This window comes from Paraburkholderia sp., assembly GCF_036488795.1.
GTDB lineage: Bacteria > Pseudomonadota > Gammaproteobacteria > Burkholderiales > Burkholderiaceae > Paraburkholderia.
Genome location: NZ_DASXHA010000102.1, coordinates 19,908 through 43,037, shown reverse-complemented (window position 1 = coordinate 43,037; position 23,130 = coordinate 19,908). Strand labels below are relative to the sequence as shown.

Sequence of the window (23,130 nt, the reverse complement as noted above, 5' to 3'; positions counted from 1 at the left end):
GCATTGTGGTCTTGCTTGCGATCACCAGCCTCGTACAATCACTCTGATCCGACACGCGGTGTCACGTCAGGTCAGGGCAGCAGCTCTCGCGGCGCGGCACTCGCAGGACCTCGTTCGAGGAGCACACCCATGGCAAGCAGCGAGCATCTGTTGTCCCATCAGGACCTGGTCAAGGCCGTCATCATTCATCAGAACATTCATGAGGGATTGTGGCGCCTGAACATTAATTTCAATGTGGCCGCCACGCACGGCAAAGCCGTGCCCAATCCGTGCGTTGCCGTCACCATTGAGGGCATTGGCATCAGGAAAGCGGAGCCCGGCGACGAAATGGCCGTGGATGCCGCGCTCGCCAACCCGAAGAAGATCGTCGCCCCTCCTGACACAGCAGAAACGGCAACCCGCATGCAGTTCTGTCGCGACGTGTATCGCAACGTCGACATTCATCTGGATGAAGCGGCTAAACCCGTCACGCTTGCAACCGCTGTCGATCTGCGCGTCTCACGCAGCAAGTCGCCTAAGCGCTAAGCTAGACCACGCTTTAGCTGCGCCGCGCGACGCGCATCATCACGACGTACAGCACGGCGCCCGTCACCGCGCCGATCAACCAGCCGAAGTTGTTGTCCGGCAAGACATGCAGCAACTGGGTACACAGTTCCCAGCCCACTGAGATGACGCCGGAAATCACCAGCGCGGCAATACCCACCTTGTTCCAGCCGCCGTCGTAATAGAAGCGGCCTTGCGGCGACATGCTGTACAGCTGCGCAGTGGCAACCTGCTGCTTCTTGATGAGGTAGAAGTCCGCCATCATCACACCATAGAGCGGCGCCAGCACGGAGCCGAATACGCTGACGAAAATCGTGATCGCCTTCGGACTGTCGACAAAAATCCACGGGCACACGAGGACGGCCAGAATGGAAGCCACGAGGCCGCCCTTCTTGAAGTCGATATGCTTCGGAAACAGGTTGGCAATATCGTAGGCCGGGGAGACGAAATTGGCGACGATGTTAATGCCCATTGTCGCCACAATGAAGGTCAGACTGCCGATCACCACCGCCGCCTTGTTCTGGATATGCGCGACGATCGCCACCGGGTCCATGATCATTGAACCGAACACTGTGGCGCTGCCTGACGTCACGATCACCGTGATGATGGCGAACACAATGAAGTTGACCGGTAGACCAAGGAAATTGCCCACCTTCATCTGCCGTTCGGTTTTGGCGAAGCGCGAGAAATCACCGAAATTGAGCAGGAGTGCCGCGAAGTAGCTCACCACCAGCAGCGTGGCATTGCCCATGCTGGCGAACTGCTCGTTACCCGACAGTACCTTGCCGCCCAAGGTCAGGCTCAGACTGCTGAGCCCGGCTTGTGAGAGGATCCACGCCATCAGGGCGAACATCACGACGTACACTGCGGGACCGCAGAAATCGATGAATTTGCGGATCGTCTCCATGCCGCGCTGGAAGATGATCAACTGAAAGACCCACATGAAGAGAAAGCTGACCCAGCCGAGCCCGTCGAGCCGCAGGAAGGCGAAGTCGTGCAGCGCCGCGGCAGCCGGGAAAAACAGAATGACGAGCGTCGCGACCGCCTTCGACGCGAAATAGGTCTGCACGCCGTACCAGACAATGCCGACCACGCCGCGAATCACCGCGGCGAGATTCGCGCCCATCACGCCCATGCTGACACGCGCCATCACCGGAAACGGAATGCCGTGGACGTAGCTGGGTTTGCCGACCAGATTCATCAGCACATACACGATCAGGATGCCGATGGTCAGCGCGATCAGCACCTGCCAACCGGAAATGCCGAGCAAAAAGAGGCTGGCCGCGAATGTGTAGCCGCCGACGCTGTGCACGTCCGACATCCACATCGCGAAGATGCAATAGCCGGTCCATGTGCGTTTGTTGAGTGGAACGGGCGCGAGGTCGTGGTTGTACAGGCGCGCGTCGGTCTGCGTTGCGGAGCCGCCGGGACCGAGCGGGGCGCTACCATCGAGAAGCGGTGAAGTCGACATGTCTCCCCCTGCGGGTGTGTCTTGCGACTGATCGGTCAACGGATGGACGGCGTTCCAGGCAACCGCTTGCTATTGCAACAATATAGATGGTTTCACAAAAAAACGACTGCGCCAGAATAAACCGCGCTCGTCGACGCGCAAGCACGCAAAGTGTGGGACAGGTGCGGGGTTTTTTAAGGCGTGGTGGCGCTGGGGGTGGCGCGCTTCGTACCTGCCATGCGCACGCTCACTGCATATGCTGGCCGCCGTTGATGGCGATGTTGGCCCCGGTAACAAAGGCCGCGTCCCGCGAGCAGAGATATACCACGAGGGCCGCGACTTCCTCCGGTTGCCCGAGGCGTCCGACCGGAATCTGCGGAATGATCTTGCTGTCGAGCACTTCCTGCGGCACGGCCGTCACCATTTTGGTGGCGATAAAGCCCGGAGAAATCGTATTGACGGTGACGCCCTTCTTCGCCACCTCGAGTGCCAGCGACTTCGTAAAGCCATGCATGCCGGCTTTCGCAGCGGCATAGTTGGTCTGGCCGAAACCGCCTTTGCAACCAATGATGGACGCGATATTGATGATGCGCCCCCAGCCGCGCTCGACCATGCCGTCGCACACCGGCTTGGTCATATTGAAGAGCGAATCGAGGTTGGTGCGCAGCACCGCGTCCCAGTTGACCTTATCGAGCTTCTTGAAGCTCGCGTCGCGGGTAATGCCGGCATTATTGACCAGAATGTCCACCGGACCCACTTCGGCCTGCAATTGCCCCGCGCATTGCTGGCAAGCGTCGTAGTCCGCGACATCCACCGGGTAGGCATGAAAGCGGCGCCCGCCTGCCTCCATGCGTTCGAGCCACGCCTGGGCACCTAGGTTGCCGGGCGAGTACGTGACCACCGTCGTGTAACCCGCATCGTGCAGCTTGATGCTGATCGCTTCGCCAATGCCGCCCATGCCACCGGTTACTAACGCAATCTGCTTTGTCATTCCGGCTGCCTCCGCTTAAGAGGGTCTGCGGCCAGGCGGGGGCAACCCATTCGGCCCGTCCTGCCGCTTATCCGCTGGTTGCCTGCGATGCGCCCGCCGTGCGCGGCAGCATCGCCTCGACGCCGCCTTCGGCCAGCGTGACGGCCTGTCGAACCGTCTTGTTGACGCTGTCATAAAGGGCGTTGCTTGAATCCATCATCTTTTTCAGGGCAGCGACTGCAGCCTCCGATCCAGCTGGCGCCTGCTTCGACACATCGTCAAAGAGCGCCTGTACGCGGCGATTGTGCGCCTCGTATTGCGCCCCTGCAATTGTCGCGAAACCAGCGTGCGTGCTAGCCACGATGTCATAGAGACGGCGGTTATAAGACTGGACGCGCTCCGCCAGCGGCCCGGTCGGACTCGCCTGCTGCGCGAAAAATGCCTGCGGATCACCGGCCGCGAGCAGCTTGTGCGTCTCGGCCACGTTCGCTTTGACCGCCTGCAGATTCAGTTCGGTCAACTTCTGGAATCCTTCGAAGGCCAGATTCGCGGCGCTGTAAAACGCTTCAAGGGCCGCTTTCTGGGAGGCGGTCAGCTGGTCCGAAAACCACTCGTTCATTGTGAAACTCCTAAAGGGTAACGACCGGGCGCCCATTGCAATAGAGCACGCACCTTCGTATTCGGGAATGGCTGGTGATGACTGACAGGGCGAAACATGCGAGCTGGACGTCGCCTCAGGTCGAGGCCGTTCAACTTTTCTTTTTAAATAAGTATGACAAAATAATGTTCGGATTATCTGGGCGACATTAGCGCACGTCCGTTCACTTATGATGCGGCCGAACGGCCTTGCGGTTATGCGGATTGCGTCTGATAGGGCTCGTCCGCGCGAATCCGCGCTGCAAATTTCAGAAACGCCTGTCCCAGGTGGGTCAGACGAAGCAGGACATAGCCTGAGGCGCTTTGCTCGACGCTGACGAGCTGGCGCTCAAGCAGTGCGTTGAGATCGGCGTGATCGACCTGCAATGGGCTGGTCGCGTCTTTGACCAGCATCAGGGTGGCGAATTCGTGAGGGCTCAGCATCTTTATCTCCCAAGTTTTTAGGTGCTGCGTTGACGAGACTTCGGCTTACGACTGTCGTGTCCCGAACCTGACTCAGTGAATACAGTGTGCGACTCTCCTTGTGCCGACTCGCAAAATGCGATGAGTGCTGTGCGAGGGATGCCATCTTAATTCGGGTCGCCATAAATGATCAATATATGGGAACCACAAATCTGGCGGCAAATTTCGTGTGACGATTCGTTCTGCGATGCACTCATAAAATCCGCTATCGCACGCCCGACAAGCGTTTGAATCGAATTTGGAACGGGGTTGTAACCGTTGTCTGACAAGGGTTTGTCAGGGTAAACATGCAGCGCGAGTGTTTTAATTCCCACGCCAAGTTTTGGATTACCAAATGAAAACGTTTTCGAGAACGGGCGTGCTAATTCAGGTGTGAAGACGGTTGTTCCGCGTACGAAAATGGCACCCGTCATTACATATGTTGGACTCCATAGCAAATCAAAGACCTATTGTCTGCGCAATACGGCATGAAAGCGATGTAACGGGGAGGTTACGTCGCCCGTGACGGGAACACGTAACGTTTCCAGGAGCTACTTAAGCGTGCGCTGACCTGACCACGTGGCATGCATCTCACGACGCAGCCCCCTCCAGCATGGCTTCGCCGCCTTTTACCAAATCCATCACGCTGGGCGGTTGCACACCCGTCGCGGCGCGCGCGAGGACGGCCGCGTTGGCCTGGAACTTGCCCCTACCGCCTGCCCGAGACGATCACATCAGCCCGTGGCGCTACCGCGCCCGGCTCCAAAACCAGAACGGCGGCGCGCATCCTCGCGCTGACGGGCGTAGCGCAAATAGTTCTGCAAGACCGATCAGCGGTTTTCCGGGGGCACTGATTACACCTTTGACCAATCAGGACGCGATTCCATCGCGAAAGGACTAATCATGGCTCCCTTCAAACATACCCTTGTTGCATCGGCGAACGCACTCCTCTGGTGGTCGTTGGCCACGTCATGTCAGGCTGGGGACGTCACCAGCACACCACCAGGCTCGATTACGCAAAGCGGCTGGACGATTGCCGGGCAACCGGGAGCGGGCTATGCATGGCCTGATAACGGCGTCGAAAGTGGCTGGACCAGCAGCGGATCTAGCCGTGCTTCGAGTGCTCCGAGTGCTTCAGGTTCGACCTGGGGCGGCGGGTCGGCTTCAGGTTCACTGGGTGGATATGGCGGCGGCCAAAACGGCGCAGGCAGTGGTTCAAACTGGGGGACGGGTGCGGGGAACACGGGGGGAAGCGGTGGCAGTGGCGGCAGTGGACCTGGTGGCGGCACGAGCGGCGGCGGATATGGTGGCGGTGGCTGGAGCGGAGGGAGTGGGTCCGACGGGGGCGGGGGCTACGGTGGTGGTGGCTCGGGTGGCTCAGGTGGCTCAGGTGGCTCAGGCTCTCACGGCGCAGGCGCAGGCACAGGCACAGGCACAGGCAACGGCAACCAGTCCACCAGCGGTTTGCTCGACCCCATCCTGAACCTCGTCGTCAACGTCGGTGCGGTGAGCGTGCCCATTCTTCCCATCACCGTGGGTAATAGCAGCGGCAGCGGAAACGGCAACGGTGTCGGCAATGGCGCCACCAGCACTCACTCGACGGGCACCGGCACGCCGGGCGGTACGACGGGCAATCGTGGCTTGCTGGCACCGGTGACTGCGCTGCTTGGCGGCCTGCCGGTTGCATCGGTCGCGGGTGGCTCGCAAGGCAGCGGCAACCCGGCCACACCGCTCGCCGGCCTGCTCGGCGGCCTGACAGGAGGCCTCGGCGGCAACACACCGCATGGTGCTTCGACCGGCACATCAAGCTCTGCGAGCAATCCGGCAGCGCCGTTAACCAGCCTGGTCGGCTCGCTGACGGGGGCGTTGAGCGGTAAGCCGAGTGCTGTGCCAGGTGGCGCCGGCAGCAGCACGAACGGCGGCGCCGGCAATGGCTCGTCGTTGCTTGCGCCATTGACGAACCTGCTTAGTGGCCTCGCGGGAGGCACGAGCGGCAGCACCGGCACGAGCAGCGGTGTGCTTTCGACGCCGCTCATACCAAGGCGTTAGACACGTCCCGCAATGAGCCCCGGGGCAACGTCATCACGATGCCCCGGGCGCCGAAACTCATTCTCGCGAACGCCTGGCAGTTCTCACTGCGACTCGCCCGCCGCCGCTTCTGGCTCGTGCGACAAGCGCGCCTTCGCATGCCGCATCTTCTCGAGGGTCTTCGGACCCAGCCTGAGCGCCACGCCAATGGCGAGCGCATCCATGATGCACAGATGCACGAGCCGCGACACACCGGGCGTGTGAGGGTCGACGGTGGCAGGCACGCGCAGCAGCAACGGAATATCCACGAGCCACGCGAGCCGTGAGCCCACATTGGTGAGCGCGATCGTCGTCGCACCGCGCTCTTTCGCAATCTGGATGCTCTCGTTCACTTCGACGCTGCGCCCCGAATGCGAGATCGCGAACGCCACATCGCCGGGCTCGAGCAGCCCCGCATAGAGGCGTTGCAGATGACCATCCGTAAAGGCGCTGGCCGCAAGATCGAGCCGCAAAAACCGCAACGCGGCATCCTGCGCAACCAGCCCTGACCCGGAACCCACTCCAAAGAAGTACACCCGATGCGCACTGGCCAATGCGGCAATCGCCGTCTCCACCACTACCGGATCGAGATCGGCGCGCGCATGCGTGATGCCGTCGACGGCCGCTTCGCCGACCTTGTCCAGCAGGGTCTGGATATCGTCGTCGCGCGCGACCGCCGTCGACGCATACGGCAGGCCGCCCGCCACGCTTTGCGCCAACTGCATTTTGAAGTCGCGCAAGCCGTTCGCTCCCACCGCCCGGCAAAAGCGCGTCACGGATGGTTCGGACACCTCCGCACGCTGCGCGAGTTCGGTAATGCTCGCGCGCATCGCGAAGTCGACGTCGCTCAGCACCATGTCGGCGACCTTGCGCTCGGCTGGCCGTAGCTGGGTCAACGCGCCGCGGATCTGGGGAATCAGGTTGGGAGCGGACACCCGTGTGTTCCTTATGGGTTCAAGGTCTGGAATCCGCGTCATGCCGCGAGTTCGACAGCGGCCACACGCGGTTTCAGTCGAGCCTGCGTCCACTCTCCGTATCGAACAGGTGCAGATGTTCGGCCGGCAGGCGCAATGCGACACGCTGACCGGGCTCGATGGTCGAACGCTGGCGGGTCGTCACGCACCACGTGCTCCCCCCAATTTTCCCGTACAGATGGGTCTCCGCGCCAGTCGGTTCAACCACTTCGACTTCCAGCACGACGCCATCCGGCGCGCTGAGCGTCTCGACGTGTTCGGGGCGAATGCCAAGCGTCGCCTTGGCGCCGACGCGCGCCGAAGCCGGCACCTTCGGCAACACAATCTCGCTACCGTCAGCCAGTTTTAGCGCAAGACCTGCAGCGCTGCTGACCAGCACGCCTTCGGAAAAATTCATCGAAGGCGAGCCGAGAAAGCTCGCCACAAAGAGATTCGCAGGCCGGTCGTACAGATCGAGTGGGCGACCGATCTGCTCGATACGTCCGGCATTCATCACGACAATGCGATCAGCCATCGTCATGGCTTCGATCTGATCGTGCGTGACGTAGATCACCGTATTCTTCAGACGTTGATGCAGTGCCTTGATCTCAGTGCGCATCTGCACGCGCAGTTTTGCGTCGAGATTCGACAGGGGTTCGTCGAACAGGAACAGCGACGGCTCGCGCACTACCGCACGTCCCATCGCCACCCGCTGACGCTGGCCACCCGAAAGGGCGCGCGGCAAACGATCCAGATAGCTGCTGAGATTGAGCATTTTGGCCGCGGCTTCGATGCGCGGCTTGAAACTGCTGGACGCTTCCTTGCGGATGCGCGGCCCAAACGCGATGTTCTCGTACACGGACAGGTGCGGATACAGCGCATAGCTCTGAAACACCATGGAGATATTGCGCTGCTGCGGCGCAAGGCCGTTAGCGCGCGTGCCGCCAATCGTCAGATCGCCACCGCTGATCTCTTCGAGGCCGGCCACCATGCGCATCAGCGTGCTCTTGCCGCAACCCGAAGGTCCGACCAGCACGACGAACTCGCCGTCGTCGATATGCAGGTCGATGCCGTGCACCACTTGCGTGTCGCCGTAACGCTTGAAAATGCCGCTCAGTTGCACTGCTGCCATGCTGTCCTCATCGTCGTCCGGTGCGGCCGCGCAGGTGCCGCGCCGCGTTCACTGGTTCAAAGCTTCTCGAGCGTCAATTCTTCGGCCATCAGCCGGTTGCCGGCCATCAGACCGCCGTCGACCGGCAACGCTACGCCGGTGATCACGCGCGCCATCGGCGAGGCGAGAAACAGCACGGCATCGGCGATGTCATCCGGCGTGGCGAAATCGCGCAGCGGATACCACTTCTTCAAATCCTCGAACACCTGCGGGTTTTTGTCGACCCGCGCCTGCCAGGCTTGCGTCTTCACCGTGCCAGGACACACGATGTTCGCGCGGATGCCGAAGCGTCCGAGCTCCAGCGCGAGCGCCTTCGTATAGCTGATGAGGCCGGCTTTCGCCGCGCTGTACGCCGGATGACCCAGCGCGGCCATGCCGTTTACCGAACCAATCAGCACCATGACGCCGCGCTGACGTTCGACCATCGAAGCGCGCACGGCCTCGACCGTGTGATACGTGCCGTTCAGGTTCAGATGCACGTCGCGCTGCCAGCTGGCGGCGTCGGTGCTGGCGAGCGTCGAAGCATCCGCTGCGCCGGCGTTGGCGACCAGCACCTCGACCGGTCCACGCAACCTGACCGCCGCGGCCACCGCCTGCTGCACCGCGGCTGCATCGCCGAGATCCGCCACGACCGGCGTGACGCGGTCGGCGCCGAGCTGGGCGACGAGCGAGTCGAGCGCCGCCGCGTCGATGTCGAGCGCAAGCACGGTGTCGCCTTCCCCGACAAACCGCCGGCACAACGCGCTGCCAATCCCGCCGCACGCTCCGGTAACCAGCACGACTCGATTCATTTCTGTCCTCACGCGTGACTGCACATGATCCCCACCGTCCGGGGCGCCGCGATCCACGTCCGCAAGCGCCGCATAGCGGCTCAAAAGCAAGCCTGGAAACCCTTCGCGGCGTGTAAATTTCCAACACACATGATCCAGCGCGCATACTTCGAACGGCTAAAGACGAGCATCAGGGCTCTCGCGCCGCACAAAATACCCCTTCTTTACAGCATCTTATGCAAAAACGGCGCTGAGAAAAAATATCGTAGTCCCTACGTGACAACCCTTTTTTCGTCATGTAGGATTTTTTCAAACAATTTAACACCCAGCGGCCGGCGACGGCAGCGAACCACCCCAGGAGAGAGAAATGTCGTTGCAAGCCCGTGCTTCTTTCACGCTCGGCAAGATTGCCGTAGCGCTCGCGTTTGCAGGTCTGACCGTGGCGGCGCACGCCGATACGGTCCGCGTGACCGTCGCGCATTACAGCGACGCCACCGCGCCGTACTTCCAGAAAGTGGCTGACGAGTTCCAGAAAGCCAACCCCGGCACGACGATCAAGATCGAGGACGTGAGCTGGGACACGCTGCAACAGAAACTGCAAACGGACATTACGGGCGGCGCCAACGCCGACCTCGCCATCGTAGGCACGCGCTGGCTGCTCGATTTCGTGAAGGACGACGTCGCCGAGCCGCTCGACGGCTACATGGACGCGAGCTTCAAGAGCCGCTTTATCGGCCCGTTCCTCGCTCCGGGTGAAATCAACGGCAAGGTGTACGGCCTGCCGATCGCCGCCTCGGCTCGCGCGTTGTACTACAACAAGGACCTGCTCGCGAAGGTTGGCTATCCGAACGGTCCGAAGACCTGGAACGACGTGATCGACGCGTCGAAGAAGCTGAAGGCGCAAGGTATTGCCGGCTTCGGTCTGCAAGGCAAGGAAATCGAAACGGACGTCTACTTTTACTACGCGCTGTGGAGCTACGGCGGCGACGTGGTCGGCAAGGACGGCAAGGCCGCGTTCAATTCGCCGGCTGGCGTGAAGGCTGCCACGCTGTACAAGACGATGATCGACGAAGGTCTGACGGAACCGGGCGTGACCGGCTACAGCCGCGAAGACGTGCAGAACCTCTTCAAGCAGGGCCGCGTGGCGATGGTGATCTCGGCGCCGTTCCTCTCCAAGCAGATCGCGAAGGAAGCGCCGAACCTGAAGTACGGCATCGATCCGATCCCGATGGGCACGACCCACGCCACCTATGCGGTGACCGACTCGATCGTGATGTTCAAGAACTCCAAGGTGAAGAAGAGCGCCTGGAAGTTCCTCGACTATCTGTTCACGAAGGAACCGCGCGTGAAGTTCACCAGCACGGAAGGCTTCTTGCCGACTACCAAGGCCGAAGCGACCGACCCGGCGTTCAATGATCCGGATACGAAGGCGTTCATCGCGCTGCTGCCGAGCGCGCACTTCGCTCCGACCATCACGGGTTGGGAAGACACGGCGAAGGCCGTGTCGGATGCAATGCAATCGATCTACCTCGGCAAGGCCCAGCCGGCAGCGGCGCTCAATGCAGCGGCCGACAAGGCGAATCAGGCGCTCGGCAAGTAATCGCCGCGTCATGTCGTAGAGCGTTAATGTAGACCGGCGCGCGCCGCTGCTGACAGGCGGCGCGCGCTGTGTTGTATCCGGCCCATCCCGTTGCGGCAACTCGGAACGCTGTCCAGCTTCCGGCGCAACTTACGATCGAGCACGCATGAGCCGTCCTGCTTCTCCGCGCCTGTCGGCGCCCTGGTTGCTGATTGCGCCGAGCCTGATACTCGCGCTGTTCATCATCAGCTATCCGATCTTCAACATCGTGTATCAGTCACTGCACGATGTCTCGCGCTTCGGCGCGATTCGCGACTTCACGGGTCTGCAGAATTTCTACACCGTCTTTACCGATCCGGAATTCATCGGTGCATTGCGACGCACGATCTACTGGACACTCTTCGTGGTGGGCGGCACGGTGCTGATTTCGGTGCCGGTCGCGCTGGTGCTCAATCAGGATTTCTATGGGCGCGGGGTGGCGCGCACCATCGTGATGCTGCCGTGGTCCGTCTCGCTGACCATGACCGCCGTGGTCTGGCGCTGGGCTTTCAACGACGACTACGGCATGGTCAACGTCACGTTGCACCGGCTCGGCCTCATCAATGGGCCGATTCATTGGCTGGCAACGCCGGAACTGGCGTTTCCGGTGGAAATTGCCGTCGGCATTCTGGTGTCGATTCCCTTTACCGTGACGATCCTGCTGGGCGGCTTGTCGTCCGTGCCGGGAGACATCTACGAAGCGGCGCGCATGGATGGCGCGAGTGCCTGGCAACAGTTTCGCAAGCTGACCTTGCCGCTGTTGCGGCCCTTCGTCAACATGGCGATCCTGCTCAACGTGATTTACGTGTTCAACTCGTTTCCAATCATCTGGGTGATGACGCAAGGCGGCCCGGACGAAAGCACGCACATTCTTGTCACCTACCTGTATGAAATCGGCTTCCGGCTCGGACGTCCGGGCCAGGCGGCGGCGGTGTCGCTGATCATGCTGGTGATGCTGTTCGTATTTTCGATGCTGTATCTGCGCATGCAGCCGTCGAAGGAAGGAGACAACGTATGAGCCTCAAGATGAAACGCACAATGTGGTGCTGGCTCGCGCTGTCGCCGTTGATCGTGCTGGTGCTGTTCCCGTTCGCGGTGATGCTGTTTACGGCACTCAAGCCGGCCAACGAGATTTTCGTGTATCCCGCGCGCTGGCTGCCGGTGCACTGGCAATGGCAGAACTTCGTCGATATGTGGGTCGCGGCGAATTTCGGCGTCGCGTTGCGCAACAGCATCATCGTCAGTCTGCTTTCCATGGCGCTTGCGCTTGCGGTCAGCCTGCCTGCGGCTTATGCGTTGGCACGCTTTCCGTTTCGCGGCCGTAGCTTGTATCGCCAGTTCCTGCTCGTCACGCAGATGCTCTCGCCCATCCTGCTGGTGGTCGGCCTGTTCCGGCTCGCGGCCATGATTCCCTATGGCGACGGCAATCTGGTGGATTCGAAGCTGGCCGTGATCGTGTCGTATGCGGCGTTCAATATCGCCTTTGCCGTGTGGATGCTGTCTTCGTATTTTCAGACCGTGCCGCGCGATCTTGAAGAGTCGGCGTGGCTGGAAGGATGCGGTCGCGCGAAGGCCGTATTCAAGGTGTTTTTGCCGCTAGCCGTCCCCGCCATTGTCGTCACCGCTATTTTCACCTTCATCAATGCGTGGAATGAGTTCGCGGTGGTTTATACGCTGATTCGTTCGCCCGAGAACAAGACGCTCACCGTGCAGGTGACGGATATGGTGGCCGGCAAGTATGTGGTTGAATGGCACCTCGTGATGGCCGCGACGTTGTGCGCGACTTTGCCGGTGTCGGTTGTGTTTGCCTGGTTGCAGCGGTATCTGGTTAAGGGGTTGGCGCTGGGGGCCGTCAAGTGATGGGGATGGGGTCAATGCTTTGAAGCGGCGCTTCAGGTTACGCAATTGACGGCTTGTTTGCCTTATGGTGTTGGCCTTTCCTTGTATTCTTATCGGTCTAATAGCTTCGCCTCTGTGCGGGGCGGCACTCACTTTCTTTGCAACCGCCGCAAAGAAAAGTAGGCAAAAGAAAGCGGGCTCCAACCGCCAGCCTGTAGATGTCTCCCTCGCCGCTTACCCGATCTCGGTCCGAGACGAGGTCGTCCATCGCGCATCACTCGTTTGTGACACAGCATTCATGTCTTGCTTGCGGTGTTCGCGTTTAGGACGACACCGGGAAGTAACAGTAATTCGCCGACAAGAACTTTCGCGCCTTTGGCGTCACGCCGACGCCAAACAGCGGCATCACATATTTCTTCCGCTGGACTGCGCTCAAGAGCAGTAGTCCCTCACACCCCAGCAAGACCGTCGGCTATTCTCCGGGTCTTTCGGCGCACGGAGCGCGCGATTCAGACACAGCAAAAAACAAAGCCGACCTGATCAATAGCGTGGGCGCACGCACGGTCTGCCAGATCATGCCAAACACGCCGTCAGTGCAACGCAACGGGCATCGCTCGCTTGCCCCTGTTCGCGGGCCGACCCGCGATTCGATCACACGCTGCGCAGAGACGCTATTGACGTGACGAAATTGCGCGGATTCGAAGGTTCCGATTCACCCCGACGCATGGCGGTTGCGCCTACGCTCCTCTCAGCCGTCCCCTTCACCATGAACCCCCTTCGTCATTCGCCATGCGATGCGCCCAAGCCGCGCTTCTGTTTTCGGATTTACCTTATATCCATATGCACGGGTATCCACAGATGATCTTTGCGAACGGCGACGCGGGTTGCCGCCGCAGCGCCGGCAGTTCTGTGGGCCGGTGATTTTCATCTACCTGGTAGAGGTATCGAGATGTCAGATCAGAAACAACAAAAAGGCAGGATGTATGCACTCGCAACCATTCGCGCACAAACCGCGCGCAGTGGATGCGTGAAACGGACTAACCGCTCGCATAACGTGACCAATGACATGCGCCGGCTAACACTCGAAATCGTCGGAGGCACCTGATGCGCATTCCGGTAGTCAGATTTGGTGATCCCACCACTACGGGAGGGACAGTTGTGGCGGTAAAAGCAGACATTCATGACAACGGGAAAAAGGTCGCGCTCCACGGCGAAAGTGCAACGTGCGGGAACTGCAAAGGCTTGTGGCCCATGTACGGCACCGGGGAGGAAATGAACAACAATGGAACCCACGTCGTTATCCAGGGCGATCAGGTGTTATGTCCGTGCGGCAAGAATCGCGTGTACGCACGTGACGATGTCGGATGTTTCGTCCACAGGCACCCTGGTGGCTCGAACACGACCGCCGTGGCCAGTTCCTCGCGTGAACCCGTGCACACGGAACAGTATGACGAGCAATTTACTTTGGTTGATAGTGCTCGCCGCCCACTTTCCAATGTGGGCTATCGCATCGTCACTGATAGCGGACAAGTGATCACTGGCATAACAAGCGGTCTGGGCGAAACGAAACGGATTGCAACCGACGGAAGAGAAGGGCTAAGACTCTATGCAACAGGAGAAACCATAAATGAGTGATACGGGTATCAATAGCCACACGTTCAAGGGAAGTGAAAACGAAGAATGGTTCGAGATTCATTCGAGCGCGGTTACAAACACAAATCCTGGTTCGATGGTCTATGTGACGATCGACACCACGCCGATTTGCCCAAATATGACCGATGGTGAATTCCGAAACACCGTCCTGTCGTTACGGGACGATGCTGTAAAGGTTGTGCAGCAACGCATCAGAGAGTTAACTGCGTGGCAACCGACAGCACAGGCGCGCGTTAGAACGTGGTTCGGTACGGCAGACGAAGCAACCAGACAAACGTTACTCAAAGGTCTGGCGGCACTGATCGTAGTAATGAACGGGCTCACCGGAAACAATTTTGTCCGTCGTGATTCCTATCTGGATCGCGCAACCGGTTGCGTACCAAATCGCAAGAACCTGGCGGGAGAAGTTGCCCACGTTTGTCGACCGGATACTGCGACGCATACGATTGCCGTGACGGCGAACTTCTGTACGATGCCGGACAAGAGTTCTGCGACGCTCTCTTCCAGGCAACTGACGATTGTTCACGAATGCACGCACTTTCTAGACACCTTTGGATCAGTGGATTACAACAACACTTATGGACAATTTCTCGGTATGCGACTCGCCAAAGACGAGCCCTCCATGGCACTACAAAACGCGGACAATATTGCGTGGTACGTGCTTTGCATTGACTAGCGTTCTTGCAGCGTCGCTATCATGTACCGCAAACGCATGTAGCTTTGCATTCCAGTATGGCGGCAAGATGGAGCGAAACGTAACCGAGCTTTCGAATGTTGATCGTTTGAAGCTAGCCGAGCTGCTCATAACTGTTCGTGGTAGCACCGCAAAAGAAGGGTCCGTGGTCATATACGGACTGGCGGATGAACGCGAGCACGACGCTTCAATGGTCGCGCGTAAGCGCGCCCAGTCGGTCAGCGACTATCTCCAGAGTCTGGAGGTCGTGCCGAATCGGATCAACATCGACACCAAAATCTGGCGCACGAGCGCTCAAGTTCCACTCAGTGAGCGTAATCAGATTGAGGTCGAATTCGAACCCGCTTGTAGTCTTGATGGATGCGAGAATCCGTGTGGCATAAACGACCCAAGACAATAGCGATCGACGGGAACGTCCCCGCGCAATGCGGGGCTTCTGATTCGCCGGCTGAACCATCGGTCTCAACCGATCTTCTGGACGACGTGATTGAACTGCGCACACTGGACATCAGCGCGGGCGACATACAGGAATCGTGACTCGTCAGTGACAAACTGGGCCGCTCGTGGGCGGCCCTATAAATATCATTCGCAATTCCGAACGCCATGCGAATGAGTTTGCTTTCCTCTCCGTTACTCTCAAGCCGGTTGCGCCACAAACTCTCCCGAAGCAGCGGCAAGAGCCTTGCGAAGCGCCTGTGCCAACTCCCCCGCCGCAAACTTCGCGATATAGCCATTCGCGCCCGCGTTCTTCACGTGCGCTTCGTTTGCTGCGCCCGTCAACGACGAGTGAATCACAACCGGAATATCACGCATGCGAGCATCGCCCTTGATCAGGCGTGTCAGCGTAAAGCCGTCCATTTCCGGCATCTCCAGGTCGGTCAGCACCAGCGCAACCTTGTCGCGCACGCGCACTTTCTGCGACTGTGCCTCGCGGGCGATTTGCTGCAGCATGTTCCAGGCTTCCTCTCCGGTCTTCGCCATGATGTACTCGGCGCCAATCGCCTCCAGCGCCTGCTCGATCAGCTTGCGCGCGAAACCCGAGTCGTCCGCGGCGAGAATCTTTGCGCCGCTGGGTATGTTCAGATGCGCGCCGACCGACTTCGGATCGACGGCCGGATGTTGGGCCGGAAAAACGTCACGCAGAACCTGCTCCACGTCGATCACCTGCGCAAGCCGCGAATCGCCGGTGTTGCCGTCAATCCGCGCAATGCTCGTGATCGACTTGCCGGCCGCAGAACCGTCAGCCGTCAAGACCTGGTTCCATTCAAGCCGCACAATGTCATCCACTTCCTCGACCGCGAATGCCTGGACCGTCCGGGCGAACTCGGTCACGAGCAGGATGTTCAAACCGCGACTCGGCTCGCAACCCATCAGGCGCGGCAGATCGATCACCGGAATCACCTGGCCGCGAATATCCACGGCGCCCATCACGAACTCCGACGCGCCGGGAATCGGCGTCACGGCGCGCATCGTCGAGATTTCGCGCACCTTGAACACGTTGATGCCGTAAAGCTCATGCGAATCGCTGCCGGGAACGCTGCCAAGGCGAAACAGCAGCAATTCGAATTTGTTTGAACTGGTCAGGCTCGTCCGTTCATCAGTTACACGCAGATCTGTCACCATCACACCTTCTCCGGGTTCGACTTCCGGGCACAGCGCGTAGATGTCGCGCATGACACCGATCGAACGCTTCCGCCTCATATCAGGTTATCGGCGCGTAACGCGCAAAGTTCAACGCGAGGTGCGATTTATCCCGGCGAGCGGTGCTGGACAAGGGTTGTGGGGGACGCGTTGGCGCTCGCAAAGGCTCGCTATTTGTCCAGGCGAAGGGCCCCTCGCGGCGTGCCCGGCGTGTAATCCGCATGGCATACTGGTTTGCTGCAGTGCCGCCAGCACGTGCAGATTGCACGTCCCACCCTCCCAAGACTGACCAGGCCGGAGCCGATCCGATGCACCAAGCCCTTCGCCATTTGCACATCAAAGCACCCGCGCGCGGACTCGTCGAGTTCACCGCCGAGGTACGCGAATTCGTCAACGGGCAATCCATCCAGACCGGTATCCTGACGCTGTTTTGCCGCCATACTTCCGCGTCGCTGATCATTCAGGAAAATGCCGACCCGTCCGTGCGGCGCGATCTGGAAACGTACTTCGGCACCCTCGCACCAGAGGACCCGGAGCGCTATGAGCACGATACGGAAGGTCCCGACGACATGCCCGCGCATTTGCGCACCGCACTCACGCAGGTGCAGCTATGCGTGCCGGTCGAACATGGCCGCATGACGCTCGGCACCTGGCAAGGCATTTACCTGTTCGAGCACCGGCGCCATCCGCAGACGCGCGACATCGTCGCGCATCTCATTGGCGAATGACCTTAGACGAGGCGTTCAAGAAACGACGTGCATGCGCGCAGTTCATCGAGCGTGACGAATTCATCGGCCTTGTGAGCGCGCGAGATCAGACCGGGGCCGCACACAATCGTCGGAATGTCGATGGACTGAAACAGACCGCCCTCGGTGCCGAACGACAGGGTCATTTCGCCTTTGTCGTCCAGCAGGCCGCCGCACAACGTCTTCAAGGCGCTTGACGATGCATCGTCTCTAAGACCCGGGTAGGCCGCGAGCGGCTCCAGTTCGATAGCCGCATCCGGCGCCACACGTTTCATCTCCGGCAGCAGCGTGCCGGTTGCAAAACGCCGCAGCGCGTCGACCAGCCTCACACCGTCTTCGCCTGGCAATTCGCGGATTTCGAAATCGAATTCGCAATGATCGGGCACGACGTTCACCGCGACGCCGCCGGTAATCTTGCCGGTTTGCACCGTCGAGTACGGCGGATCGTAACGGGGGTCGGCCGCGCCGTCCGATTGCAACGCGCGCGCGTTGCTGCGCAGAAAACTCACGAGTTCCGCCGCGTATTCGATTGCGTTGACGCCCAGGTGCGGCGTGGCGGAATGTCCGGCAAGTCCCTTGACGCAGCAGCGATACGCGCTCTTGCCCTTATGCGCGGCCGCGATACGCATACCCGTCGGCTCGCCGATGATGCAGCCGATCGGCTTGGCCGTATCCCGCGCCAGTTCTTCGATCAGGCTGCGTACACCCACACAGCCAATCTCTTCGTCATAACTGATGGCGATGTGAATCGGCGTGTTGGTTGCATGTTCAACGAAGTGCGGAACCGTAGCGAGCACGCAGGCCAGAAAGCCCTTCATGTCCGATGTGCCACGACCGTACAGACGGCCCGCACCGCCTTCGACGAGGACGAACGGGTCGGTGCTCCACGGCTGGCCCTCCACCGGCACGACGTCTGAGTGTCCCGAGAGGCAAATGCCGCCGCGGTCCTTCGGCCCGATCGTCGCATACAGGTTCGCCTGCTGACGATCGGCGCTATAGACGCGCCGCGAGTTCACACCGAAGCCGCTCAAATACGACTCGACATATTCGAGCAGGTCGAGATTCGAGTGGCGGCTGATGGAGCGAAAGCTCACCAGTTTCGCAAGGAGTTCGACGGCGTTCGGCATGAACAGGTCCTCCGTTTTACGACTTGACTGCGATCACATCCACTTCGACGAGCCACTCAGGCCGCGCGAGTGCGGTCACCGTGAGGCCAGTCGATACTGCATGCACGCCCTTCAACCAGCGTCCGATCACCCGATAAACCGGCTCGCGAAAACGCACGTCCGTCAGGTAGATCGTCACCTTGCAAATGTCCTCGAGCTTGCTGCCGGCTTCTTCGAGCAGCATCTTCACGTTTGCCATGGCTTGCTCGGCTTGCGCCGCCGCGTCGCCAATCCCCACCGACTCATACGTGTCGAGGTTCTGGCCGATCTGTCCGCGCAGAAAGATCATATTACCAGCCACTACCGCTTGCGCGAGATCGTTGTCGAGCGCTTGCTCCGGATAGGTATCCCTGGTGTTGAACGGCCGGATGCGAATGTGTTCCATGATCGTAAGTCCAAAGAAAATCTGCTGTATGAGGATGCTTGCGAATTAGCCGCGCTTGTCGAAGTAGCCGGCGCGAATCGCGCTGCCGATCAGATTGAGAATCAGCCGGCCGGCCGTAATGCACGAAATCTGGTTGACGTCCTTCTCCGGCTGGATTTCGACGATGTCCATGCCCACCACGCGCCCCTTCTTCACGAGGCCGTGAATCAGCTTGCGGGCCTGCACGAAAGTGACGCCACCCGGCGCGGGACCCGCGACGGCCGGCATCACCGATGGATCGAGACCGTCAGCGTCGATGGTCACGTAGTAGTTGCCGCCGTCAGGAATGCGCTCGAGGACCGCGTCCATGCCGATATCGTGCAACTCGTACGCCGTAATCAGCTCCGCACCGTACGCCCTGGCGGCACGCAATTCTTCCGGGCGTCCACTGCCCTGGGCACGCAGGCCGATCTGCACGATCTTCGCGACATGCTTCATTTCCGATGCCCGACGGATGGGGCTGGACAAGCCTTCACGCACGCCGTTGACTTCGTCGCGCCAGTCCAGATGGGCGTCGATATGCACCAGCGTAATCGGACCCATGCCATCGAAGGCGCGCAGCACCGGCGTCGTAATGCCGTGATCGCCGCCCATCACGATAGGCAACGCGCCCGCCGCCAGAATCTTGCGCACTGCGGTTTCGACGCGCTCGTAGTGGCTGCCCGGCGCGGCCAGATCGGCGATCACGTCGCCGCAATCCACGAAGCGGATATCGTCGCGTTCCTGCAGCAGCGGACCGTCGATGTCGAAATCGTAGTGGCCCGGCGAGCGCACCACGCGATCGGTCGCCTGACGAATCGCCGTGGGCGCGTTGGTCTGGTCGTTGGTGAAATCGGCAGCGGAATAGGCCGCGCCGTAGGGCATGCCAAGCACGGCGATATCGGCTTCGAGGTGATCGAGGTCCATTGCCAAAGTCGAGTACAGCAACGTCTTGTGCCCGGTCTTCGGCGGCACGGTAAGCGGTCGGCTCATAAGAATCTCCAACATGGATGAGATCGGGTTTCGATGGTGCGTGGTCGATTCACAGCGGTCGGCCGGCGCACTTAAACACGCCGGTAACGCGTCGCATAACGCTCCGACCACTGGCCTGCAATGTCGAGCAATACGCTGCATAGCCAGTAAATCAGTGCGGTGGTGCCGAGCACTTCCACATAAGCGAAGGTGTCGGCGGTAAGCAGGTTGCTTTGATACGTCAGCTCCGTCAGGCTCATCACCGAGAAGATCGAGGTATCCTTGAACATCATGATCGTGAGGCTGGTGGTGGCCGGCGCGAGGAAGCCGAATATCTGCGGCAACACCACGTGACGCTGCACTTGCCAGCCCGATAGCCCAAGCGAGCGCGCGGCCTGAATCTGCCCATGGGCGAGACTGCCGAACGCCGCGCGCAGGATTTCGCAAAAATAGCCGCCGGTATAGAAGGCTGTCGCGCCGACGCCAATTGCAAACGCCGGCAGCATCACGCCGATCTTTGGCAATCCGAAGAAACTCAGGTAGACGAGAATCAGGAACGGCACGTTGCGCACAATCTCTACATAGGCGAGCGCAAGCGCTCGCAGCACCCGCAAACCAGAGGCGCGCAGATAAGCGGCGACTGTACCGGCCAGGATGCCAAGCGGTATGCCCAGCACGCAAACCTGCGCGGCAACCTTGAGCCCTTGTAGCAACGGCCTGACAGACGACTGGACGATGGACAGATCAATGGACATTGGGCAACACCTTTGCGACACGTCGCTCGAGCCTGCGCGACGCGGACGACGCGACGAACAGAATCGCAAAGTAAATCACCGCGGTTGCGGAAAACACCTGTAGCGGCAAGTCCGTTTGCAGTGTCGCGTCACGCGCCACAGTCGCCAGATCGTGGACCGCGATGATCGACATTAACGAAGATGCCTTGAGCAGCATCGTGAATTCGCTGGTCAGCGGCGGAATGGAGCGGTAGAAAAGCTGCGGCAACACGATATAGCGCCATACCTGCAGCGAACCCATGCCGAGCGCACGCGCAGCCGGCATCTGGCCGCGCCCGAGCGAGTTCAACGCGCCGCGCAGAATCTCCGACACATAGGCTGCCGTATTCAGGGCAAGCGCCAGGATGCCGGCCTGCACCGGTGATAGCGGAACATTGAGCACCGCGGGCAACACGTAATAGGCGACCAGCATCTGAATCAGCGCCGGTGTACCGCGAATCAGGCTGACGTAGAAGATCACGAAGCCGGCGAGCACCCTTCCGCCGTGCGCGCGCATCAGCAACAGCACCACGCCGATCACCATGCCGAGCGCGAACGCCACCACGCTGGTTGCAATGGTTGTAAATGCGCCGCCTGCGAGATCGTGGAAAAACGGCCGTAGCGCGGCAACTGTGCTGCCGAGGAGCGAATTCATGCAACGCTCCCGCTGCCTAGACCGCGCCTTCCGGTAGATAGCCGCTAGTCGGCAGCTCCATCGTGTAGCCGAACCACTTCTTCTGCATTTGCGCGAGCTGCCCGTTCTTCGCGAGCTCCGTCAGCGAGGTATTGATGAACGCGCGAATTTCCTTGTCCTGCGGATTGGCGACCCACGCCAGCATTTTCGGCTCGCCGATCTTGCCGACCACGCGGAACTGCCCGGGCTCTTTCTTCATGAGCACGGCTACGATGTTGGATGGCATGATGCCGACGTCGAGTGTCTTGTTGGTGAGCGCAACCATCACGTCCGGGTAGGCTTGAAACAGTTTCATGTCTGCGTAGCCTGTGCCCTTTGCTTTCAGTTGCGCATCGAACGCCTGTGCGATGGGCTGCGAAGACGAACCCATCTGGGTGCCCACCACGTGGCCCGCCACGTCGTCGACCTTATTGATGGCGGCGTCATTGGAACGCACGACCAGCACCGTGTCGACGACGCCAACCGGCTCCGAGAACGCGAAACGCTTGGCACGCTCGGCATTGATGCCCACGCTCGTCGCGACGAAATCGAACTTATGCGTCATGAGTCCGGGCAGCAAGCCCTGGAAAGGCAGATTGACCTGATTGAGCGTGACGCCTAACTTGCTGGCCATGTACTCGAGGATGTCGTGACCATAGCCCACCACCTTGCCGTCTTCGACAAACTCGAAAGGCTCGTACGCGGCCTCGGTGCCGACCGTCAGCTTGCCGCGCTGGCGAATGTCGGCAAGCGTTCCGCCTTCCGCAAACGCCAGGGACGGCAGGGCAAGCGCGAGCGAAGCGCCGCCCGCTACGGTAAGGAAGGTGCGTCGGTTAAGCGTCAGCATGGTGATCACCGGGCGTTAGAAATAGGGGTTGGAAAGAATGTAGATAGTCAAAAAAGTTTTGGAAAACTATTTTTTTGTTGATATGGTCTCTAAACTTGAGACCTTTTGACAAGGCCGTCAATGAAAAAAATGGACCTCACCGAACGCGACCTGCGCTCGCTGCGCGTGTTTTGCGCAGCCGCCCAGGCAAGCGGATTCGCCGCCGCCGAGCGCGCGCTGTCGATGTCGAAAGCTTCGATCAGCCGGCACATCAACGACGTCGAGGCTCGTCTTGGCGTAAAACTGTGCGAACGGGGTCCCGGCGGATTCCAGTTGACCGAAAGCGGCACGGTCGCATTGCGCGTGGCACTCGAGGCGCTGGAATCGCTCGAGCGTATCAAACCCGAAGTGGATGCGGTGCGCGGCGTGCTATCCGGACCGCTGCTGCTGGGCACTTCAGAGCACGTCTTGACGCACGAGGACTGTCACATCCCCGAAGCGCTTGCCGAACTGCAACGGATTGCGCCACTCGTACGGCCGTCGCTTTCGGTGATGACCTTCAACGATCTCGGCGCGGCGCTCAGCGAGCGGCGCGTGCAGATCGCGATTCGCGGCGCATATAAGCGAATGCGCGCGTTTCGCCACTACCCGCTTTTCACCGAGACGCATCGCGTGTTCTATCGGCCCGCAACGGCCGGCGTCATCCGCGAGCATGACGACGCCCGCGCGTTGCCGCTGGCATACCGGCCGCATCCATTCGTGGAAGATGCGCTGGCGGTGCACGGTTTCACCCAGGGGCCGGATGTGAGCGGACTCGAGGCCGTCGCCACCGCCGTCGCAACCGGGCACTACGTGGGTCTGCTGCCGGAGCACTACGCCGCACAGCTTGGGCCACGCTACGAATTTGCCGTCTTGCCCGATTCGCCGGTTTATCCCATGCCGTTTTGCGCCATCGTCGAAGAAGCACGGCCCTTGTCGCGCAGCGCGGAAACGTTTCTGCAGCTGCTGCTGGAGGCGCATCGCAGCTAGGGTGGCTCGCCTTCCCTTCAACCTGCGGATGGTCCGGCAGTCATCGCCTGTTGTCAGGCAGTCGTGGCCCATCGA

General features: G+C 60.3%; 24 protein-coding genes. 9 read left to right on the top strand and 15 right to left on the bottom strand.

The window, feature by feature from the left end; genetic code table 11:
* Positions 1–129: 129 nt before the first annotated feature.
* Positions 130–525, top strand: coding sequence for a hypothetical protein (locus tag VGH41_RS14530; protein WP_331598150.1), 396 nt, complete (start codon positions 130–132; stop codon positions 523–525).
* A gap of 13 nt (positions 526–538) precedes the next feature.
* Here the strand turns inward: VGH41_RS14530 and VGH41_RS14525 are convergent, their stop codons facing one another.
* The 5 genes from VGH41_RS14525 to VGH41_RS14505 all read right to left on the bottom strand — a co-directional run bounded on the left by VGH41_RS14525 (position 539) and on the right by VGH41_RS14505 (position 4,495).
* Positions 539–2,014, bottom strand: a complete 1,476-nt coding sequence (locus VGH41_RS14525) for an NCS1 family nucleobase:cation symporter-1 (protein ID WP_331598149.1) — start codon at positions 2,012–2,014, stop codon at positions 539–541.
* Positions 2,015–2,240: 226 nt separating this feature from the next.
* A complete protein-coding gene (phbB, locus tag VGH41_RS14520) occupies positions 2,241–2,984 on the bottom strand; it encodes an acetoacetyl-CoA reductase (protein ID WP_331598148.1) in 744 nt (247 codons plus the stop codon).
* 67 nt (positions 2,985–3,051) lie between these two features.
* Positions 3,052–3,582: a TIGR01841 family phasin gene (gene phaP, locus VGH41_RS14515; RefSeq protein WP_331598147.1), complete on the bottom strand. Its 531-nt coding sequence runs from the start codon at positions 3,580–3,582 to the stop codon at positions 3,052–3,054.
* 233 nt (positions 3,583–3,815) lie between these two features.
* Entirely contained in the window at positions 3,816–4,043 is a 228-nt protein-coding gene (locus VGH41_RS14510) for a hypothetical protein (protein WP_331598146.1), read from the bottom strand.
* A 146-nt stretch (positions 4,044–4,189) separates the two neighbouring features.
* Entirely contained in the window at positions 4,190–4,495 is a 306-nt protein-coding gene (locus VGH41_RS14505) for a hypothetical protein (protein WP_331598145.1), read from the bottom strand.
* Between the two features lie 1,030 nt (positions 4,496–5,525).
* Between VGH41_RS14505 and VGH41_RS14500 the strand changes: the two genes are divergently transcribed.
* Complete coding sequence (locus tag VGH41_RS14500) at positions 5,526–6,110, top strand: hypothetical protein (protein ID WP_331598144.1); 585 nt, start codon at positions 5,526–5,528, stop codon at positions 6,108–6,110.
* An 83-nt stretch (positions 6,111–6,193) separates the two neighbouring features.
* Here VGH41_RS14500 and VGH41_RS14495 read toward each other — a convergent pair whose 3' ends face one another.
* From VGH41_RS14495 to VGH41_RS14485, 3 genes are all read right to left on the bottom strand, one after another.
* Positions 6,194–7,063 carry a MurR/RpiR family transcriptional regulator gene (locus VGH41_RS14495; RefSeq protein ID WP_331598143.1) on the bottom strand — a complete coding sequence of 290 codons (870 nt, stop codon included), beginning with the start codon at positions 7,061–7,063 and terminating at the stop codon, positions 6,194–6,196.
* A 73-nt stretch (positions 7,064–7,136) separates the two neighbouring features.
* Complete coding sequence (locus VGH41_RS14490) at positions 7,137–8,213, bottom strand: sn-glycerol-3-phosphate ABC transporter ATP-binding protein UgpC (protein WP_331598142.1); 1,077 nt, start codon at positions 8,211–8,213, stop codon at positions 7,137–7,139.
* Between the two features lie 56 nt (positions 8,214–8,269).
* Positions 8,270–9,043, bottom strand: coding sequence for an SDR family oxidoreductase (locus tag VGH41_RS14485; RefSeq protein ID WP_331598141.1), 774 nt, complete (start codon positions 9,041–9,043; stop codon positions 8,270–8,272).
* A 346-nt stretch (positions 9,044–9,389) separates the two neighbouring features.
* On the opposite strand from VGH41_RS14485, the gene VGH41_RS14480 reads away from it, so the two are divergent.
* From VGH41_RS14480 to VGH41_RS14460, 5 genes are all read left to right on the top strand, one after another.
* Positions 9,390–10,622, top strand: a complete 1,233-nt coding sequence (locus VGH41_RS14480; protein ID WP_331598140.1) for a sugar ABC transporter substrate-binding protein — start codon at positions 9,390–9,392, stop codon at positions 10,620–10,622.
* Between the two features lie 145 nt (positions 10,623–10,767).
* Positions 10,768–11,658 carry a sugar ABC transporter permease gene (locus VGH41_RS14475; RefSeq protein WP_331598139.1) on the top strand — a complete coding sequence of 297 codons (891 nt, stop codon included), beginning with the start codon at positions 10,768–10,770 and terminating at the stop codon, positions 11,656–11,658.
* Positions 11,655–12,500, top strand: coding sequence for a carbohydrate ABC transporter permease (locus VGH41_RS14470; RefSeq protein WP_331598138.1), 846 nt, complete (start codon positions 11,655–11,657; stop codon positions 12,498–12,500). The genes VGH41_RS14475 and VGH41_RS14470 overlap by 4 nt, the downstream gene beginning before the upstream one ends.
* 1,083 nt (positions 12,501–13,583) lie before the next feature.
* Positions 13,584–14,114 carry a PAAR domain-containing protein gene (locus VGH41_RS14465; protein WP_331598137.1) on the top strand — a complete coding sequence of 177 codons (531 nt, stop codon included), beginning with the start codon at positions 13,584–13,586 and terminating at the stop codon, positions 14,112–14,114.
* Entirely contained in the window at positions 14,107–14,808 is a 702-nt protein-coding gene (locus VGH41_RS14460) for a M35 family metallo-endopeptidase (protein WP_331598136.1), read from the top strand. The genes VGH41_RS14465 and VGH41_RS14460 overlap by 8 nt, the downstream gene beginning before the upstream one ends.
* A gap of 654 nt (positions 14,809–15,462) precedes the next feature.
* Here VGH41_RS14460 and VGH41_RS14455 read toward each other — a convergent pair.
* Positions 15,463–16,449, bottom strand: coding sequence for a chemotaxis protein (locus VGH41_RS14455; protein WP_331598221.1), 987 nt, complete (start codon positions 16,447–16,449; stop codon positions 15,463–15,465).
* Positions 16,450–16,775: 326 nt separating this feature from the next.
* Here VGH41_RS14455 and VGH41_RS14450 point away from each other — a divergent pair, with 326 nt between their 5' ends.
* Positions 16,776–17,195, top strand: a complete 420-nt coding sequence (locus VGH41_RS14450; RefSeq protein ID WP_331598135.1) for a secondary thiamine-phosphate synthase enzyme YjbQ — start codon at positions 16,776–16,778, stop codon at positions 17,193–17,195.
* A gap of 2 nt (positions 17,196–17,197) precedes the next feature.
* On the opposite strand, the gene argE is transcribed toward VGH41_RS14450, so the two are convergent.
* The 6 genes from argE to VGH41_RS14420 all read right to left on the bottom strand — a co-directional run bounded on the left by argE (position 17,198) and on the right by VGH41_RS14420 (position 22,047).
* Positions 17,198–18,340 (bottom strand): acetylornithine deacetylase, encoded by a 1,143-nt coding sequence (gene argE / locus VGH41_RS14445; RefSeq protein WP_331598134.1) that lies wholly within the window; start codon positions 18,338–18,340, stop codon positions 17,198–17,200.
* Positions 18,341–18,356: 16 nt separating this feature from the next.
* On the bottom strand, positions 18,357–18,764 hold the full coding sequence (locus tag VGH41_RS14440; RefSeq protein ID WP_331598133.1) for a RidA family protein: 408 nt from the start codon (positions 18,762–18,764) through the stop codon (positions 18,357–18,359).
* Between the two features lie 45 nt (positions 18,765–18,809).
* Complete coding sequence (locus VGH41_RS14435) at positions 18,810–19,775, bottom strand: agmatinase (protein WP_331598132.1); 966 nt, start codon at positions 19,773–19,775, stop codon at positions 18,810–18,812.
* A gap of 71 nt (positions 19,776–19,846) precedes the next feature.
* The gene (locus tag VGH41_RS14430) at positions 19,847–20,509 is read right to left on the bottom strand and encodes an amino acid ABC transporter permease (protein WP_331598131.1); all 663 of its coding nucleotides are present in this window, start codon (positions 20,507–20,509) and stop codon (positions 19,847–19,849) included.
* On the bottom strand, positions 20,499–21,182 hold the full coding sequence (locus tag VGH41_RS14425) for an amino acid ABC transporter permease (protein WP_331598130.1): 684 nt from the start codon (positions 21,180–21,182) through the stop codon (positions 20,499–20,501). The genes VGH41_RS14430 and VGH41_RS14425 overlap by 11 nt, the downstream gene beginning before the upstream one ends.
* A gap of 16 nt (positions 21,183–21,198) precedes the next feature.
* The gene (locus tag VGH41_RS14420; protein ID WP_331598129.1) at positions 21,199–22,047 is read right to left on the bottom strand and encodes a transporter substrate-binding domain-containing protein; all 849 of its coding nucleotides are present in this window, start codon (positions 22,045–22,047) and stop codon (positions 21,199–21,201) included.
* 120 nt (positions 22,048–22,167) lie between these two features.
* Between VGH41_RS14420 and VGH41_RS14415 the strand changes: the two genes are divergently transcribed.
* Positions 22,168–23,055: a LysR family transcriptional regulator gene (locus VGH41_RS14415; RefSeq protein ID WP_331598128.1), complete on the top strand. Its 888-nt coding sequence runs from the start codon at positions 22,168–22,170 to the stop codon at positions 23,053–23,055.
* The last annotated feature ends 75 nt before the right edge of the window (positions 23,056–23,130 follow it).